The sequence below is a fragment of the Natrinema salaciae genome, from assembly GCF_900110865.1.
In the GTDB taxonomy this organism is placed as follows: domain Archaea; phylum Halobacteriota; class Halobacteria; order Halobacteriales; family Natrialbaceae; genus Natrinema; species Natrinema salaciae.
This window is the reverse complement of sequence record NZ_FOFD01000001.1, coordinates 703773-721945: the sequence shown is the minus strand read 5'-3', so window position 1 is coordinate 721945 and position 18173 is coordinate 703773. Positions and strand designations below refer to the sequence as shown.

Here is an 18173-nt window from a genome sequence, read left to right as displayed (position 1 = left end):
GTCGTCGCGTCTCACCGGTTCGGGCCCGGGCCGGTGGGCCGCTCGTGGAAGCCGTACCGGAACGCGACCCAGCCGATACCGGAGAGAAACAGTATCGGCGGGAGGATGGCGAACGCCCACAGCGGGTCCAGTCCCCACCGGAGCAAGAGCCCGAGGTTGAACAATCCGAGCGCGAGAAACGGCGCGACGTAGCGGGCGGCCCGACGACGACTCCCCGCTTCGTCCGTCGACGCCGTCGGCTCCCCTGCCATGAGCGGAGCGTCGACGCCTCGAGACATAAGCGGTTGTGCCGATCCGACCGACAATCATGACCACCGACCGATCCGAGCCGACGGCCGAGACCGAGCGTACTGCCTCCGACGAGAGCGACCGCGACGACGTACCCGTCTGGCTCGTCGAGCGGACGTACGGGGACGACGAACTCAACCTGATCATCCTCGTCTACGCGACCGAAGACGGGCGTCGCTACCACCGCCGCGAACGGGCGCTGACGAGCTTTACCGGCCCCGCGCGGGAGACGAAAGCCGGATTGCTCGTCCCGCCCGACGCGCTCGGGACCGTCGACGACGCCGCGACGCGGGAGCGCTACGCCGACGAGGCCGCACGGATGGCTCGTCGGCACGACTTGGACGACAGCGTGTGAGACGGATCGAAACGCCGCGGACGGCGCGGCCACGAAAGGTTGACGCGTACATCAAAGTTCAAGCCCCGCCCCGCCCACGATAATCATAATGTTCGATCCCGATGAACTCGAGGAGATCCGTGCCAGCAAGGAGGAGTGGCACGACGAGGAAGTCCAACCGGTCCTAGAGCGCTTCGGTGAGCGCGAGGAAACGTTCACGACCGATACGGGGGGGCAGGAGGTCGATCGACTCTACACGCCCGGCGACATCGGCGACCTCGACTACGAGGACGATCTTGGGAATCCGGGCGAGCCGCCGTACACGCGCGGGGTGTATTCGACCGGCTACCGCGGTCGGCTGTGGACGATGCGCCAGTACGCCGGGTTCTCGACGCCGGCGGACACCAACGAGCGCTACCACTACCTGCTCGACCAGGGCCAGACAGGGCTCTCGATGGCGTTCGACCTGCCGACGCAGATGGGGTACGACTCGGACGCCGATATGGCCGCGGGCGAGGTGGGGAAGGCCGGCGTCGCCATCGACTCGTTAGACGACATGGAGACCGTCTTCGACGGGATTCCGCTCGACGAGGTCTCGACGTCGATGACGATCAACGCGCCAGCGTCGGTGCTGCTCGCGATGTACATCGCCGTCGGCGACCAGCAGGGCGTCGACCGCGAGGAGCTGCGGGGGACGATTCAGAACGACCTCCTCAAGGAGTACATCGCGCGAAACACGTACATCTACCCGCCCGAGCCGTCGATGCGGATCATCACGGACATCTTCGAGTTCTGCGCCGCGGAGACGCCGAAGTTCAACACGATCTCGATCTCGGGGTATCACATCCGCGAGGCCGGCTCGACGGCCGCTCAGGAGCTCGCCTTCACGCTGGGCAACGGGATCGAGTACGTCGAGACGGCGATCGAAGCCGGCCTCGACGTCGACGAGTTCGCGCCGCAGCTGTCGTTTTTCTTCAACGGCCACAACAACATCTTCGAGGAAGTCGCCAAGTTCCGCGCCGCCCGCCGGATGTGGCACGACATCATCGAGGAACGCTTCGATCCGGACGATCCCAAGTCCAAACAGCTCAAGTTCCACACCCAGACCGCGGGGTCGATGCTGACCGCCCAGCAGATCGAGAACAACGTCGTCCGCGTCGCCTACCAGGCGCTCGCGGCCGTCCTCGGCGGCACCCAGAGCCTGCACACCAACGGCAAGGACGAGGCGCTCGCTCTGCCGACCGAGGAGTCCGTCCGCACGGCCCTTCGCACCCAGCAGATCCTCGCTCACGAGTCCGGCGCGGCCGACACCATCGACCCGCTTGCGGGCAGCTACTACGTCGAGTCACTGACCGACGAGGTCGAGGACGAGGCCTACGAGATCCTGGACGAAGTCGAAGACCGCGGCGGCATGCTCGAGGCCGTCGAGCAGCAGTGGGTCCAGCGACAGATCCAGGACACCGCCTTCGACCGCCAGAAGGAGATCGAGGAGAAAGAGCGGATCATCGTCGGCGTCAACGAGTTCGAAGTCGACGAAGATCCCCAGATGGACGTCGAAGAGATCACCGAGGAAGACCAGCAGCGCCAGATCGACAGCCTCGAGAACACCCGCGAGGAGCGCGACGAGGAAGCGGTCGACGCGGCCCTCGAGGCGCTTCGGGACGCGGCGCGGGGCGACCGGAACCTGATGCCGTATATCATCGACGCGGTCAAGACCTACGCGACGGTCGGCGAGATCTGTAACGTCATGCGCGACGAGTTCGGCGAATACCAGCCCGGCGGCGCGATGTGACCGCTCGAACGGCGAACGGGGTCGAGTAATACCGTCGATGGGTCTCGGGTAACACCGTTTTACACCCACTCTCGCCCGGCGGTTCGGAGATAATCCTTAATTGAGGGGGGAACGGTCGGGTCTGTTTATTCTCATATCGGGTGACGACACTGTCGTGAGCGCACGATGAGCGAGCAACCCGACGAGCGATCGATCCCGGTACCACCGTCGTCCGACAGCTATCCGTCCCGCCGCCGCGTGCTACAGGCGGCCGCGGCCGCGGGCGGCGTCGCCGCGCTCGGCGGCGTCGGCCTCGCTCAGGAGACGGAGACGATCGAACTTGGGGGCGAGACGAGCGGCTGGCAAGGCGTCGCCCCCGACGATATCGAGGGGGAAACGAACCCGACGCTGGAGCTCGAGGAGGGGACCACCTACGAGGTCACGTGGGAGAACCTCGACGGGCTCCCGCACAACTTCGTCATCGAGAGCGAGGACGGCGAGGAGCTGGAACGGACCGAGCTCCTGAGCGTGGAGGGGGAGACGCAGACCCTCGAGTTCGAGGCGACGAGCGAGATGGCGACGTACTACTGCGTGCCCCACTCCGCGACGATGCGCGGGGACATCTCGGTCGGCGGCGGTGGCGGTGCGACCCAGGCGGGGTCGGACGGCGAGCGACAGTCCTTCTTCGACGAGGGTCCGGAGATCGGCTTACAGACGGTCGCGGAGGGGATGACCGCCCCGACGGACATGGCGGTCGCCGGCGAGGAGCAGGACCGGTACTACGTCGCGGACCAGACGGGTGAACTCTGGGTCGTCACCGACGAGGGGCTCCAGGACGAGCCGTTCCTGGACGTCAGCGATCGAATGGTCGAACTCGGGACGTTCCAGGGCGAATACGCCGACCCGGAATCGGAGTACGACGAACGGGGGCTGCTCGGCGTCGAGTTCCACCCCGAGTTCGCGGAGAACGGGCGCTTTTTCGTCCACTACAGCGCGCCGCCGAACGGCGAGACGCCGAACGGCTGGAGTCACGTCGAGGTCGTCTCGGAGTTCCAGGCTGAAGACACGAGCCGGGCCGATCCCGAGTCGGAGCGGGTCCTCATGGAGTTCCAGAAACCGCAGTACAACCACGACGCCGGTCCGATGGCGTTCGGACCGGACGGCTACCTCTACGTCCCGATGGGCGACGGCGGCGGTGCCAACGACGATATGCTCGGTCACGTCGACGACTGGTACGACGGCAACGCGGGTGGCAACGGCCAGGACGTCAGCGAGAACCTGCTCGGCGGGATCCACCGGATCGACGTCGATTCGGAGGGCGAGGACCGGCCGTACGGAATCCCCGACGACAACCCGCTGGTCGGCGAGGAGGACGGCCTCGACGAGTACTACGCGTGGGGGATGCGCAATCCGTTCGGCATCACGTTCGACAGCGACGGGCGACTGTTCAGTTCCGACGCCGGACAGAATCTCTTCGAGGAGGTGAACCTCGTGGAGGCCGGCGGCAACTACGGCTGGAACGTCAAGGAGGGAACGCACTGCTTCAGCACGGACAGCCCGAGCGAGCCCCCGGAGGACTGCCCCGACGCGGCTCCCGACGAACCGCCGTACGACGGGCAGGAGCTGCAGGATCCGATCGTCGAGTATCCCCACGTCTACGGGGAACAGACGGTCGGGATCACCGTCATCGGCGGTCACGTGTACGAAGCCGGCGACGTCGGGGACCTCGAGGGCAAATACGTATTCGGCGACTGGACGGCCGATCCCGCTCGCCAGAGTCCCGACGGAACGCTTATCGCCGCGTCGGAGCCCGACGACGGCGGCGACAGGGTGGCCGGTGACGCCGACGGGAACGTAACCGACGCGATGAACGCGACCGACGGGAACGCAACCGACGAGAACGCGACCGACGGGAACGCAACCGACGAAATGAACGCGACCGACGGGAACGCAACCGACGGGAACGCGACCGCGGCCGACGCCGGTTCCGGCGGCCAGGCGGACGGGGAGGTCGTCCCGCGAGACGAACTCTGGGACATGGAGGAGCTCCAGGTGGCGGGAACCGAGGACGGCTCCTTCCCCTACTTCGTCCGCCAGTTCGGGCAGGACGCCGACGGCAACGTCTACGTCCTCGCGAACCAGGTGGGCGTTCCCGAGGGCGACACGGGCGCAGTCATGCAGATCGTCCCGCCGGGCGAGGGCGATTCCCTCTCACCGCCCGAGGAGGGCGACGTCGGCGGGGGCGACGGTGAGGGCAACGAGACCGACGGCGGCGCGAACGAGACGGCGAACCAGACCGAAATCGAAGACGAAGGATTCGGAAACGAGTCCGAAAACGAGTCCGGAAACGCGTCGAACGCGGCGGCCGACGGGTAACCTCGAGCGACGAGGCGCACGCGATCGACGACGTGTTTCGGACCCGACGACCACGATCCTATCAGCGCACTCGTCGCGTGTCGAGACCGACTCGTGCAGGGCTGGACCAACTCGCGACGGAGACCCCGTGACAGCACTGACGGCCGCCTCGCACGAACTCCACGAAAAATCACAACAATAACGCCGCCGCTCGATGGAGTACGACTCGATGCACTTCGATCACGCCGGAATCGCGACCGACGATGCACAGGCGCTGGCGGAACTGTACGGGGACCTTTTCGGCCTCGAGGTCGCCCACGAGGAGGTGTTCGACGGGATGCGCGTCACTTTCGTCGAGTGTGGTGACGGCTACTTCGAACTGCTCGAGCCAATCGACGAGGGGACGATTGCGCGGTACCTCGCGGACAACGGCCCGGGAATCCATCACCTCGCGCTCGCGACCGACGACATCGAGGCGGCGCTGGAGACGGTCCGCGACCACGAAGTGACGTTGATCGACGAGGAGCCGCGACCGGGCGCGTGGGGCCACTCGGTGGCGTTCCTCCATCCGAAGGACACCGGCGGGATCCTGGTCGAACTGGTCGAACACTGACGGCGGCGTCCGCTACCAGTCGGCCGAACACTCGGTCGTCGTGATCCGCCGGTCGTCGCCCCGACTCTCGTGGCGGACCTCGACGCGGCCGGGATACCGTCCCTCGAGATCGATCCGTGCCTCGTATGCGGCGGTTCCGAGACAGTCGATACAGCTCTCGTCGGTCCCTTCACCGACGCCGACGGTGACCGTGAGGAGGTCGCGACGCTCGTCGTAGTCGGTCCCGGCGATGGACGGGACGTGACAGGGCGTCGGCGTCGTGATGTCGCCGTCGACGACGACGGTTTCGTCCGCGAACTCGACGGTCGCGTCGTCGCCGTCCGTCCGGTCGGCACACCCCTGCTCGCCGATCTCGAGCGTGGCATCCGCGATCTCCGGCACCGGACAGGAGATCGCGGTGGACGTCGACTCCGTTCCGACGCCGGACTCGCGGAACGTGACCCTCGTTCGAGAGCGCGTGCAGTCGAACGGGTGACGGTCGATGGCGTCAGTGACGGTCGACTCGCCGCCGTCGCCGCTCGTCGTGACGGCGACCGCGTACGACCGGGGCTCGACGAGGACGAACGTGAGCGTCTCGTCCGCCGAGAGGTCGAACTCGCGCTCGAGCACCGTGCCGTCGTCGCCGGTCGTGTCGTCACCGCTTCCGTCGGCTCCGTCGCCGTCCGTCCCGCTGATCGTGATCGCAACGGAGACCGTTCGATCCGTCTCCCCGTCGTTGCGAAGTTCGAGTTCGTGTGGCGGGTGGGCGTCTGGGAACGGGACCTCGTCGGGATTTCCGACGGTAATCTCGTCGGACGCGGATTCGCTGCCGTCTCGATCGGCCCCGTCGCCGTCGGAACCGGACCGGTCGGTTTGGAGCCGTTCGACCGGCGACCCCGTACAGCCGGCAAGTCCACAGACCGCGCCGGTCGTGACGGCGAGGAGTTGGCGTCGTCGCATACGTGGTCCAACCACGGTACGTAATAAACGCCTTTATCAGGCGTTCTAACCTGTCTTCTTCGGAGACTATCGGTGATCCGGAGACGAGTAAGTAACTGTCACGGGCGGGCTGATACCCGTCGCAGGGCTCCCGAGAGAGTGCGCTAAATTGGCAACTCGAGTCCGCTCCGCCTCGGCTCGGTCGTCGTTCGGGCCGTCTCGTAGCCGAAGTGCCGCTCAGCCGAAGTTTTCGATCAGCGCCTCGTCCGGGTCGCCGCCGGTGTTCTCGATCGTCTCGGCGACGAACGTGACGAACCCGTCGAAGCCGAACGCGTACAGCTGGCCGGCCCCGCGGTGGGTCGCGATGGCGTCCGCCAGCTCGGCGTCCGCGTCCCCGTCGACGAAGCGGACGGTCGCACCCGCGTCCTCGAGTGCCTCGAGGCGGTCGGTGTGGGCCGGCTCGTCGGCCCGATAGATCACGACGGCGTCGTGACCCGCCTCGTGGGCCGCTTCGGCGATGGCGACCGAGGGCCCGATTCCCGGGCCGCCGGCCACCGCGACGACGTCCGTCTCCCCTTCGTAGGTGACCCGGCCGAACGGACCCTCGACGTGGACGGTCTCGCCGCCCTCGAGGTCGGCGAGCCACGGCGAGAGGTCGCCGTCGGGATCGACGCCGACGGTGAGCTCGAACGTCTCCCCGACCGACGGCGACGAGAGCGTGTAGTGGCGCGAAATCACGTCGTCAGCTGGCTTCGCTCGGAGCAAGACGAACTGTCCCGGCAGGGCGTCGAACCCCTCGGGCGTCTCGAGATCGAGCGCCACGGTGTCGGGGCCGACTTCGCGGACCGATTCGACGGTGACTGGCGTCCCTTCCATGTCGAACCCGTTCGCCGGCGGGTTGAAAAGGAGTTCCGTTCCGTCCGCGACGGCAGTCACGAGCGCGTCTCGTGACGGACACGACGATCATCGTTGATAGAAGATCAGCGATCGGACATTCGCGGGCGGCCGCGAGCGTGCGCGAACGACCAATTGCAAATTACGTGAACGTAACCGAGACGGTCTTTCGCGGCGTAAATATTCCGTGAGAATCGCAGCACGATTACCGGAAACTGACCTCGCCTATCGAACATATCAGCGACTGTTGCGGTGGTCCGGTTGGGGTTTCAGAAGCCTTTTCATTTATGGGGGGCAAGGCTCAGGACAACATGGCTGAGGATCTCAACTGGGCGGTCGGAGGCGAAGCCGGGGACGGTATCGACTCCACGGGTAAAATCTTCGCTCAGGCACTTTCCCGAGCCGGACGGCACGTATTCACCTCCAAAGACTTCGCGTCACGGATCCGGGGCGGCTACACGTCTTACAAGATCCGTACGTCGGTCGAGCAGGTCCAGAGCGTCGTCGATCGACTCGATATTCTGGTCGCGCTTACGCAGCGGACGATCGACGAGAACCTCGACGAGCTTCACGAGGGAAGTGCCATCATCTACGACGGCGAGCGCTCCTGGGAGGCCGAGATTCCCGACGAGATGACGGCGGTCGACGTGCCCCTGAAGTCGCTGGCCGAGGAGGCCGGCGGGGCGATCATGCGCAATATCGTCGCGCTCGGTGCCGCGTGTGAGATCACCGGCTTCGACGTCGAGTACCTCGACGAAGCCCTCGAGAAGCGCTTCGGCGGCAAGGGTTCGAAGATCGTCGACAACAACAAGGCTGCCGCCCGAGCCGGACAGGAGTACGTCCAGGAGAACTACGATCTGGACCACCTCGGCTACAACATCGACACGACGGACAACGACTACGTGTTGCTCAACGGCAACGAGGCGATCGGGATGGGCGCACTCGCGGCCGGCTGTCGCTTCTACGCGGGGTATCCGATCACCCCCGCGACGTCGATTATGGAGTATCTGACGGGACGTATCGAAGACTACGGCGGTCACGTCGTTCAGGCCGAAGACGAACTCTCGGCGATCAACATGTCACTCGGTGCCGCGCGCGCCGGTGCTCGAGCGATGACCGCGACGTCGGGTGCGGGGATCGACCTCATGACCGAGACGTTCGGGCTGGTCGCGACCAGCGAGACGCCGCTGGTCATCACCGACGTCCAGCGCTCCGGCCCCTCGACCGGGATGCCGACGAAACAGGAACAGGGCGACCTCAACATGGCGGTGTACGGCGGCCACGGCGAGGTCCCGCGGTTCGTCGTCGCTCCCACCTCGATTACCGAGTGTTTCTGGAAGACCATCGAGGCGTTCAACCTCGCGGAGAAGTACCAGACGCCGGTCTTCCTGGTCTCCGACCTGGCGATGTCGGTCACCGAACAGACGTTCCCACCGGAGGCCTTCGACATGGACGCGGTCGAGATCGACCGCGGCAAGCTCGTCGACGAGGACGAGGTCGACGAGTGGCTCGATGCGCAGGGCCACTTCCGGGCCCACGCCGTCACCGAGGACGGTGTCAGCCCGCGAGCCATCCCCGGCACGACCGACGCCGCCCACATGTCCACCGGCCTCGAGCACGACGAACTCGGCCGCCGGACGGAGGAGGAAGACGAGCGCGTCCATCAGGTCGACAAGCGATATCGCAAGGTCGAGACCGCCCGGGAGCAAGAAGACTGGGATTACCGGGAGTTCGGCGACCCGGACGCCGACAACCTCATCATCTCGTGGGGCTCGAACGAGGGCGCACTCGCCGAAGCGCTCGATTACCTCGAGGAGGACGGCATCGACGTACACGTCATCTCGGTCCCCTACATCTACCCGCGCCCGGACCTGACCGAGGAGATCGAGGCCGCCGACGAGGCGATCGTCGTCGAGTGTAACGCGACCGGGCAGTTCGCCGACCTGATCGAACACGACGTGCTTACCCGTGTGAAACGCATCAACAAGTATACAGGCGTTCGCTTCAAGGCGGACGAACTCGCAGACGAAATCACCGACAAACTCTCCGAGGAGGTACCAGCATAATGAGCTCCGACGTACGATTCACCGACTTCAAATCCGACAAGCAGCCGACGTGGTGTCCCGGATGCGGCGACTTCGGGACGATGAACGGCATGATGAAAGCGCTCGCGAACACCGGCAACGACCCCGACAACACGTTCGTCGTGGCCGGAATCGGCTGTTCCGGCAAGATCGGGACCTACATGCACAGCTACGCCCTGCACGGCGTCCACGGCCGTGCGCTCCCGGTCGGGACCGGCGTCAAGATGGCCCGCCCCGACATCGAGGTCATGGTCGCCGGCGGCGACGGTGACGGCTACTCGATCGGTGCCGGTCACTTCGTCCACGCCGTCCGCCGGAACGTCGACATGTCCTACGTCGTCATGGACAACCGCATCTACGGCCTGACCAAGGGTCAGGCCTCGCCGACCTCGCGGTCGGACTTCGAGACCTCGACGACCCCCGAAGGGCCCAAGCAGCCGCCGGTCAACCCGCTGGCCCTCGCGCTGGCCTCCGGCGCGAGCTTCATCGCCCAGTCGTTCAGTTCGGACGCGATGCGCCACGCCGAGATCGTCCAGGAAGCCATCGAGCACGACGGCTTCGGCTTCGTCAACGTCTTCAGCCCCTGTGTCACGTTCAACGATGTCGACACCTACGACTACTTCCGCGACAGTCTCGTCGATCTCGCGGAAGAGGATCACGATCCGAACGACTACGAGGCCGCCAAGGAAGTCATCCTCGACAGCGACAAGGAGTACCAGGGCGTCCTGTATCAGGACGAGAACTCCGTGCCGTACCACGAACAGCACGGCGTCACCGAGGACATGTCCGAGATTCCGGACGGAGCGCCCGAGGACGCGATGGACCTCGTTCGCGAGTTCTACTGACGCCGCCGACCGGCCGTCGCCGTTCCGTCTTTTGATGCGACCGAAGAAGCGCTACTCTCGAGTGCGCGAGTCCGCGAGTCTGCGAATCCGTTCACACCGTTCGAAAGCGCAAACAGCGCTGCACTCGCCGAAACCGACGGCGGCGGTCAGTTCTCGACGGGATGTTCGACGGACTCCATCAGGACCTCGACGTTCGCCGATTCCTCCGTGAGCATCTTCGGGAGGACGCCGAGCAGGACGAGCAGATCGTCCTCGTGATCGAACGACGCGACCGTGATCTCGATATCGACCGTCTCGCCCTCGAGCTCGGTCTTGCCGACGAACGTGTCGACGTCGCGGCCGTCGCCGAGGATATCGAGGGAGAACGACTCCTCGTGTCGGATGTCCCTGATCTGCCCGTGCTCGGTGTCGACCCGGCCCAGGAACTCCTCGAGGAGCTGTTCGTTGGACATGTCGTCGAGCGGGTTGACCGACTGGCCCGCGACCTCCATTCCCGGAACCGAGACGGCGGCGAAGGCGCTTCCCTCGAGTTTCTGTCCGTGGTACTCGACTTCCTTGGTGTAGACCGAGGTCCAGATCGAGGCCTTGAAGTCGCGTTCGATACCGGCGACCTCCTCGGATCGCTTCATCGCCTTCTCCTCGACCGTTTGCTCGGCGTACTCGGTGTCTGCGAGGGCCTGGTCGGTCGGTGCGACGCGTTCGGCGGTGAACTCGAGCGGCCCGTTACCGAGGACGAAGTCGAGACAGCCAGCGGTCAGTGCGATCGTGCCGGTCGCGCCCGCGGCGAGCAGCGATCGTCGAGTGGAAGTCATTGTGCGAGGATTCGGTACGAGCGCTATATTACTTGTGGCTCCTTCAGTCTCGCAGACAAGAGTTTCAGCGGTCGACGAATGAGTTCGTTCGGCTCGCACACATCAAGAGTTATCGGGGTCGGCATACCCCGTTTAGCCATGACAGCATTCGCAGATCGGGTCGAGCACGTGTCGATCAGCGGCATCCGCAAAGTCTTCGAGGCGGCCGGCGAGGACGCGATCAACCTCGGCCTCGGACAGCCGGACTTCCCGACGCCCGCCCACGCTCGCCGCGGGGCGATCGAAGCGATCGAATCCGGGCGTGCCGACGCCTACACGTCGAACAAGGGGACGCCGCAACTCCGGGAGGCCATCTCGGCGAAGTACGACCGCGACTACGGCCTCGAGATCGATCCTGCGGACGTGATCGCGACCTCGGGCGGCAGCGAGGCGCTGCACCTCGCGCTCGAGGCTCACGTGAATCCCGGCGAGGAGGTCATCTTCCCCGATCCCGGCTTCGTCTCCTACGACGCCCTGACCCACATCGCCGACGGGACGCCCAAGCCCGTCGGGTTACGGGACGATCTGACGCTCGATCCCGCGACGGTCGAGGACGCGATCACCGACGAGACGGCGGCGTTCATCGTCAACAGCCCGGCGAACCCGACCGGGGCCGTCCAGAGCGAGGCCGACATGCGCGAGTTCGCCCGCATCGCCGACGAGCACGACGTGCTCTGTATCTCCGACGAGGTCTACGAACACATCGTCTTCGAGGGCGAACACCACTCGCCGCTGAAATTCGCGGAGACGGACAACGTAATCGTCGTCAGCGCCTGCTCGAAGACCTACTCGATGACCGGCTGGCGACTCGGCTGGGTCGTCGGCTCGAACCGCCGCATCGAACGCATGCTGCGCGTCCACCAGTACGGCCAGGCCTGTGCCTCCGCGCCCGCGCAGTTCGCCGCCGAGGCCGCGCTGACGGGACCCCAGGAGCCCGTTCGGGAGATGGTCGACACCTTCGAGGAGCGCCGCGACCTCGTGCTGGACGGCCTCACCGACGCCGGTCTCGAGGTTCCGACCCCCGAAGGGGCCTTCTACGCGATGCCGAAGGTCCCCGACGGCTGGTGCGAGGAGGTACTCGAGCGCGGCGTCGTCGTCGTCCCCGGCGACGCCTTCGGCGCGAACGGCGCGGGATACGCGAGACTCTCGTACGCGACCGGAACTGAGGAGTTGAAGGAGGCTCTCGAGATCATGGCCGAGGCGACTCGAGCCGTTCGGTAGCGTTCGATCGACGCTCCCTGGGTCGGGATTGGCGTCGCGGCTGCGGTGAATCGTCGCCAAAGCACTCCCCGTGGCGGTCGCTCCGTAGGCCAGTAAATTGCCGAGCGGACGCCTTACTGGGTGATTTCGGTGATTGCGGGCGAGGGGGTCCAAAGCGATAAGTCCTCGGTAGGTGAACGGCACCCATGGTACCCTTAGACAAAGTATTCGAACTCCTCGAGGAGGAACGTCGACGGTACGCGTTATACTATCTCTACGAACGGGACGGGCCGGTCGCGGTCGACGAACTGGTCGAAACGGTCGACGAGTGGGAGGACGACCCGCCGACGGACGATTCGCGTCCCCGATCCGAACGGATCGCGATCGATTTGAAACACACGCACCTCCCGAAATCCGCCGAAGTCGAGTTCGTCCAGTACGATTCGGAACAGGGGGTCGTTCAGGTCCAGGGTTCGCCACCGGCGTTCGATACGTTCGTCACCGTCGCTCGATTGATCGAGGAACCGGCGGACTAGATGCTACGCGAACGCCGTGTTCGGAGCGGTCTCTTGCAGCGGACGGAATCGGTCACCGCTAGCGACGACCTGGGAAACCCGGCCGGTCCGTTCGAGTCGACTTACCCGTTTCGGGCCGAGAACTCGTCGACGATCGTCTCGCAAAAGGCCTCGAGATCCCCCGGATGCCGACTGGTCACCAGCCCATCGTCGACGACGACCGCCTCGTCGACCCACTCGCCGCCGGCGTTGCGGACGTCCGTCCGGAGGCTGTGGTAGGCGGTCAGCGTCCTGTCGTCGACGTCGGCCTCGATCAACGTCCACGGACCGTGACAGATCACGCCCGCCGGGTTCCCGTCCGCGACGTGTTGGCGCAGCAGTTCCACGCCGTCCTCGTCCGTCCGGAGCGTGTCCGCGCCCGCGGTTCCCCCGGGACGATCAGCGCGTCGTAGTCGTCCGCGGAGACCTCGTCGAACCGTTTCTCGACCTCGTAGGCGGCGCTCTCCTCGAGGTCGTCGTTCACCGTCCGGGCCTCGCCCGTCTCGCTACCGAGCACGTCGACGGTCGCGCCGGCCTCGGCGACGGCCGCTTTCGGTTCGGTGAACTCGATCGCTTCGGTGCCCGCCGACGCGAGGAAGACGCCGACCGTCGTGTCCGCGAGTCGCCGCCCGTCGGATTCGCTCATACGGAAGGCGAGGGCGGTCGCGCGGACAAGGGTCGCACTTGCTGGTGCAAAACTGGCCGACCGGCCGTGACCGCTGTGGGCCGCTCGAGACGGCGTCTCCCCTGCCGTCACGTGTACCGTTTTACCGTCCCGTCACGTGGTCCCGAACGATATGCGAGCTGTACGCCTTCACGAGCACGGCGATGCGGACGTACTGCAGGTCGACGAGATCGACCGACCCGAACCCGCCGACGACGAGGTGCTGGTCGAGGTTGCCGCCGCGGGCGTCAACCCCGTCGACACCTACTTTCGGGACGGCTCGTACGCGCCGGTCGACGTGCCGTTCACCCCTGGCGTCGACGTTGCGGGCGTCGTCGCGGAGACGGGGTCGGCGGTCGAGGACGTCGAGGCGGGCGACCGCGTCTACGGAACCGGTATCGGAAACGGTGGGTTCCAGGGGTCCTACGCCGAGTACGCGACGGTACCGACTGATCGCGTCGTCCACCTCCCCGACGGTGCGGACCTGACCGAGGCCGGCGCAGCGGGCGTCGCCGCCGTCACCGCCTGGCGCGCGCTGATCGACCACGCCGACCTCGAGCCGGCCGAGTACTGCCTGGTCCACGGCGGCTCGGGCGGCGTCGGCCACGCGGCCGTCCAGATCGCGGCCGCCGTGAGCGCCCGGGTGATTACGACCGCATCCGAGGAGTACCACGACGCGCTCGGCGATTACGGGGCAGAAACGGTGCTTTCCTACGGCCGGGACGACCTGGCCGATGCCGTCCTCGAGGCCTCCGACGGCGGCGTCGACGCCGTCCTCGACCACCGGCTCGACGACTACCTGCAGTTCGACGCGGACGTCGCCGCGACGGGTGCCCGCGTCGTCGGCATCGGCGAGAACAGCCCGGACCCGGCCTTCACGAACGACGGCGCGGCCCGGTCGAAGGACGTCTCCTACCAGTTCATGAGCATGTTCAACACGCCGGATCTCCGCGTCCCGCTGCGGGGCGTCGCCCACCTCATGGATGTCGGTGCGCTCTCGATCGACGTGGCGCGGAGCTACGACCTCGAGGAGGCGGCCGATGCACAGCGCGCCGTCATGACCGATAGCTTCCTCGGCAAACTCGTCGTCGAGCCGTAACGTCGGACGGGGCCTCGATCAGGACGGAGACGATGGATTCGGCGACCGCAGTGAGCCGCTCGCAGAGTTTCGCGTCGAGCGAGCCGTCGTCCGTGATGAGGAAGTAGACTTCGTCGGTCGCGCCCTCGAGAACGAGACCGTTCCTCGAGGAGCCGCACCGCCTGGTCTTCGATCGGCATACGATATCGGTCCGAGAACGTAGCGACGGGGACGCTGGCGGCCTTTCCATGCCGGGTTCGGCTCGAGCTACCGCGGGGGTCCCTGCACGGCGTCTCGCCGGGAGAGCAGCGACCGTCCGCGATCGGTAAGGGTCACCGTCTCCGTTTCGGTTTCGTAGTCGATCACGTCCGCGTTCGCCAACTTCGGGACGTGGGAGTGGTGCAACGAGATGCGGACGGCCCGGCGATCCCGTGCGGAGACGTCGCCGTGATCCGAAATCGCGTTCGGCTCCACGCGCGCCTCCCGGGCCGCGATCTCCACTGCGAGCTCCGTGAGGGTGGCGGTGCCGTCGGTCTCCTCGAGATAGTCCAGCACCGCGCGCCGTCGCCGATCCGCAAGCAGATCCATCGCGGTATCCACGGCGTCGGCACGCGTCTCGCCGAATGCGGTGAGACTCTCGGGTGAACTCAGGAGTGGAATCATACTCCCGGTAGGGCCCGGACCGTATATATGCCACGTGTGAGTCCGATCGAAACACGTCCCCTGTTGTGTCGATGCGAGTCCACCGTTGGCGCTCGCAGTCGGCACCGAGGGCGGCGGCGGCAGCTACGTCGCGTCGACGACCGCTTCCATCGTCGTTCGCTTGTCGTCCTCGGTCATTCCGTTGACGAAGCCCAGGCGAACGGCGTCGACGCCCTCGATCTCGCTGTACTCAGTGACCCACTCGCGGACCTCGTCGGGCGTGCCCGCGGGGGCCAGTTCGTCCAGCACGTCCTCGGGAAGGGCGGCGGCCATCGCGTCGGTGTCCCGCTCTTCCCACGCGGCTCGGATCTCCTCGACCACGTCGGGATACCCCTGCTCGGCGACCGAATTCCCGTAGTACGGACCGTACGCCCCGAGCAGGAACGCGACCGTCCCGCGCGCCTTCTCGCGCGCCGCCTCGCGGTCCGGCGAGGCGATTCCCCGCACGATCGGGGCGACTCGAAGGTCCGAAAGCTCCTTCCCGCCGAGTTCGGCACCGCGTTCCAGGTCCTCGAGCCGATCCCGCAGCCCGTCTTTCGTGAACAACTGGGGTGCCCAGCCGTCGCCGAAGCGGCCGGCCATCTCGGTCGCTTTGGGACCGAGGGTGCCGACGTCGATCGGCGGCGGGTTCTCGCTGGGTCCGCGCTCGTATCCCAGGCCGGGGATGTCGAATATTTCGCCGTCGTAGGCGGGGTTGCCCTCCTCGTAGACCGCCCGCATGATCTCGATCACCTCGCGGGTACGCCGGAGCGGCCGGTCGAACTCCTGGCCGTGCCAGCGCTCGGTGATCGCGGGCGAACTCGGACCGATCCCGAACCGGAACCGACCGTCTGCGGCGGCCTGCATCGTGAGTGCGGTTTGCGCCAGCATCGACGGCGTCCGGCCGTACGGCGAGATGACGTCGTTCGAGATGCCCAGTTCCTCGGTGCGATCGGCCGCCAGCGTCAGCGGCGGGACGATGTTCCAACCGGTCGTCTCGCCGACCGTAATCCGATCGAAGCCCAGCTCCTCCGCCTGCACAGCGCGCTCGGCGACCCCCTGCGGCCGATCGTAGTCGCCGAGACGAACCAGCAGGTCTAGCTCGGCGTTCACAGTGCTCCCCTCCGCGTCTGGCGTCGGATCGCTCGTCGTGGTGCCATCACCACGTACCGCGTCACCCGTTCACATAAAATTGTAGCGTTTTCGTCCAGTCACGCGCGCGACCGGTCGGGGCTGTCGCGAGTCGTTCACAGCATCGCCGAGACGCCGACGCGACGCTCGAGCGGGCGGTCGAACGCGGTTCTAGCGCCAGTTACAGTTCCTCGAGTTCGGGCTCGCCGTCGGGCGTGCGATACCGCGCGAGCGTCGTCCGGTCGGCGTCCCGCGGGTCTGCGTCTTTGTCGACGCCGTAGACGGTGTACGTGCAGTGATCGCGCGTGAACTCGACGACGGCGTAACCGTGGTGATGCCAGTCGACGTACTCGAGGTGGTCGTTCGCCGCCGTGGCGAGCGCGGCGAGCGCGTCGTCGTCCCAGTCTCCGGGGAAGTCGACGACGTCGGCCGCGTTGACGCTCGAGATGGCGGGCGTCATCAGTTCGACGCCGATCCGATCGTACGTCTCGAACGGCTCGATCTCGCCGTAGCCGCCCTTGACGTACCCCGCCAGCGCCGCGTGGAGGTCCCCCGTCAGCACGACGACGTTCCGCGGGTCGACGTCCGCGATGTGTTGCATGAGTTCCCAGCGCTCGTGCTGGAAGCCGTCCCACGAGTCGTGGAACAGTTCGACCTGATTCCAGCCGTCGCCGACGGTCAGGGGCATCGTCAGCACCTCGTTGGCCCAGACCGTCCAGACGGCGTCGGAGTCGGCGACCCAGTCTTTGAAGTACTGCTTCTGCTCGCCCCCGAGCATCGTCCGGTCCGCCGCCTCCTCGCTCGTGCAAGTGAGTCGGCGGCCGTCCTCACAGGGCGGGCCGTCGCGGAAGAGACGCTCGTCGGTGACGGTCATGTCCACGAGGTCGCCGAACTGGAGGTCCCGCCACAGGCGGAGCTGGTCCTGTAGCGCCGGTTCCGTCGGATCGAACTCGACGCGGGCCGGCACGTACTCGATCCACGCCTGAATCCCGTCGGCGGTGATCTCCATCGCCGTCTCCGGTTGCTCACCGCCGTCCTTATCGGGGAGCACCGGCGCACCGGCATCGTCGTCCCAGTAACGGTTGTTGCCGATCTCGTGGTCGTCCCAGCCGTGGATCACCGTGTGCCGTTCGAGGGCCCGCTGGAGGTGCTCGTTGCCCCTGTAGATCCGGTAGAGCGTCCGGAAGTCGGCCAGCGATTCGGCCAGGTCGGCACCGCTGGGGAGGTCGAAGTCCCGGCCGTCCTTGATGTCCGTCGTCGGCGAGGTGTAGGACCCGTCGGCAGACTCGTAGATGAAGTCCCCGAGGTGAACCAGGAAGTCGACGGCTTCGGTCGCGAGGTGACGGTACGCCCCGTAGTAGCCGTTCTGATAGTCCTGACAGGTCAGCACTGCGAACGACAGCGAGTCGGGACTGGCGTCGGCAGCCGGGAGCGTTCGGCAGCGGCCGGTCCGGGTCGCGACGCCGTCGTAGACGAACCGGTAGTGGTAGAACCGGTCCGCCTCGAGTTGTCCATCGAGATCGATTTTCACGGTGTAGTCGTGCGCGCTCGAGAGTCGGTCGGCAGGAACCGTCCCCTCGTAGACGACGGTCTCGAAGCCGTCGTCGGTCGCGACCTGTACGCCGAGCGGTTCGCTGTCGATAACCGCGTCCGGGGCGAGTCGCGTCCAGAGGATGACGCCGCTCTCGGTCGGGCCACCGCTGGCGACCGACTGCGGGAAGGTCGCGTCCGGATCGGCCGTCTCGTCGGTCGCGAAGATGTCTCGATCGGTCGTCGCCGTCGCCGCCACCGGTCGGGCGACGTTCCGCTCCGCGAGAAGCGCCGCCAGTCCGCCAGCAATCGAAGCCGTGCCAATGCTCCCGATGAAATCACGTCGGTTCGCCCGTTGCCGTCCGCTGTTACGATCGGACAT

16 protein-coding genes and 1 pseudogene are annotated in these 18173 nt (G+C 66.4%); 9 read left to right on the top strand and 8 right to left on the bottom strand.

Features of this window, described 5'->3' with window-relative positions:
• Positions 1–11: 11 nt before the first annotated feature.
• Positions 12–251, bottom strand: a complete 240-nt coding sequence (locus BMX07_RS03515) for a DUF8142 family protein (protein WP_090614849.1) — start codon at positions 249–251, stop codon at positions 12–14.
• A gap of 56 nt (positions 252–307) precedes the next feature.
• Here BMX07_RS03515 and BMX07_RS03510 point away from each other — a divergent pair, with 56 nt between their 5' ends.
• The 4 genes from BMX07_RS03510 to mce all read left to right on the top strand — a co-directional run bounded on the left by BMX07_RS03510 (position 308) and on the right by mce (position 5361).
• Positions 308–643 carry a DUF7967 family protein gene (locus tag BMX07_RS03510; protein ID WP_090613761.1) on the top strand — a complete coding sequence of 112 codons (336 nt, stop codon included), beginning with the start codon at positions 308–310 and terminating at the stop codon, positions 641–643.
• Positions 644–731: 88 nt separating this feature from the next.
• Complete coding sequence (locus BMX07_RS03505) at positions 732–2414, top strand: acyl-CoA mutase large subunit family protein (RefSeq protein ID WP_090613758.1); 1683 nt, start codon at positions 732–734, stop codon at positions 2412–2414.
• A 165-nt stretch (positions 2415–2579) separates the two neighbouring features.
• Complete coding sequence (locus BMX07_RS03500) at positions 2580–4769, top strand: PQQ-dependent sugar dehydrogenase (RefSeq protein WP_090613755.1); 2190 nt, start codon at positions 2580–2582, stop codon at positions 4767–4769.
• Positions 4770–4977: 208 nt separating this feature from the next.
• On the top strand, positions 4978–5361 hold the full coding sequence (gene mce / locus BMX07_RS03495) for a methylmalonyl-CoA epimerase (RefSeq protein WP_090614846.1): 384 nt from the start codon (positions 4978–4980) through the stop codon (positions 5359–5361).
• A gap of 12 nt (positions 5362–5373) precedes the next feature.
• Here mce and BMX07_RS03490 read toward each other — a convergent pair whose 3' ends face one another.
• Together BMX07_RS03490 and BMX07_RS03485 are read right to left on the bottom strand one after the other, a co-directional pair.
• On the bottom strand, positions 5374–6300 hold the full coding sequence (locus BMX07_RS03490; RefSeq protein WP_090613754.1) for a hypothetical protein: 927 nt from the start codon (positions 6298–6300) through the stop codon (positions 5374–5376).
• Positions 6301–6516: 216 nt separating this feature from the next.
• Positions 6517–7155 carry a ferredoxin--NADP reductase gene (locus tag BMX07_RS03485; RefSeq protein WP_090614843.1) on the bottom strand — a complete coding sequence of 213 codons (639 nt, stop codon included), beginning with the start codon at positions 7153–7155 and terminating at the stop codon, positions 6517–6519.
• A gap of 329 nt (positions 7156–7484) precedes the next feature.
• Between BMX07_RS03485 and BMX07_RS03480 the strand changes: the two genes are divergently transcribed.
• Complete coding sequence (locus BMX07_RS03480; RefSeq protein WP_090614841.1) at positions 7485–9239, top strand: 2-oxoacid:acceptor oxidoreductase subunit alpha; 1755 nt, start codon at positions 7485–7487, stop codon at positions 9237–9239.
• Positions 9239–10102 (top strand): 2-oxoacid:ferredoxin oxidoreductase subunit beta, encoded by an 864-nt coding sequence (locus BMX07_RS03475; RefSeq protein WP_090613751.1) that lies wholly within the window; start codon positions 9239–9241, stop codon positions 10100–10102. The genes BMX07_RS03480 and BMX07_RS03475 overlap by 1 nt, the downstream gene beginning before the upstream one ends.
• 146 nt (positions 10103–10248) lie before the next feature.
• On the opposite strand, the gene BMX07_RS03470 is transcribed toward BMX07_RS03475, so the two are convergent.
• A complete protein-coding gene (locus BMX07_RS03470; protein WP_090613748.1) occupies positions 10249–10914 on the bottom strand; it encodes a DUF6517 family protein in 666 nt (221 codons plus the stop codon).
• Between the two features lie 138 nt (positions 10915–11052).
• Here BMX07_RS03470 and BMX07_RS03465 point away from each other — a divergent pair, with 138 nt between their 5' ends.
• A complete protein-coding gene (locus BMX07_RS03465; RefSeq protein WP_090613745.1) occupies positions 11053–12174 on the top strand; it encodes a pyridoxal phosphate-dependent aminotransferase in 1122 nt (373 codons plus the stop codon).
• Between the two features lie 185 nt (positions 12175–12359).
• Positions 12360–12689, top strand: coding sequence for a DUF7344 domain-containing protein (locus BMX07_RS03460; protein ID WP_090613742.1), 330 nt, complete (start codon positions 12360–12362; stop codon positions 12687–12689).
• Positions 12690–12790: 101 nt separating this feature from the next.
• On the opposite strand, the pseudogene BMX07_RS03455 reads toward BMX07_RS03460, so the two are convergent.
• Positions 12791–13353 (bottom strand): annotated as a pseudogene (locus BMX07_RS03455) (type 1 glutamine amidotransferase domain-containing protein).
• Between the two features lie 151 nt (positions 13354–13504).
• Here BMX07_RS03455 and BMX07_RS03450 point away from each other — a divergent pair.
• On the top strand, positions 13505–14470 hold the full coding sequence (locus BMX07_RS03450) for an NADPH:quinone reductase (protein WP_090613739.1): 966 nt from the start codon (positions 13505–13507) through the stop codon (positions 14468–14470).
• 246 nt (positions 14471–14716) lie between these two features.
• On the opposite strand, the gene BMX07_RS03445 is transcribed toward BMX07_RS03450, so the two are convergent.
• The 3 genes from BMX07_RS03445 to BMX07_RS03435 all read right to left on the bottom strand — a co-directional run bounded on the left by BMX07_RS03445 (position 14717) and on the right by BMX07_RS03435 (position 18173).
• Positions 14717–15112 carry a DUF7344 domain-containing protein gene (locus BMX07_RS03445; protein ID WP_090613736.1) on the bottom strand — a complete coding sequence of 132 codons (396 nt, stop codon included), beginning with the start codon at positions 15110–15112 and terminating at the stop codon, positions 14717–14719.
• Positions 15113–15235: 123 nt separating this feature from the next.
• Positions 15236–16243 (bottom strand): TIGR04024 family LLM class F420-dependent oxidoreductase, encoded by a 1008-nt coding sequence (locus BMX07_RS03440; RefSeq protein WP_090613733.1) that lies wholly within the window; start codon positions 16241–16243, stop codon positions 15236–15238.
• A 199-nt stretch (positions 16244–16442) separates the two neighbouring features.
• Positions 16443–18173, bottom strand: a complete 1731-nt coding sequence (locus tag BMX07_RS03435; RefSeq protein WP_090613729.1) for an alkaline phosphatase D family protein — start codon at positions 18171–18173, stop codon at positions 16443–16445.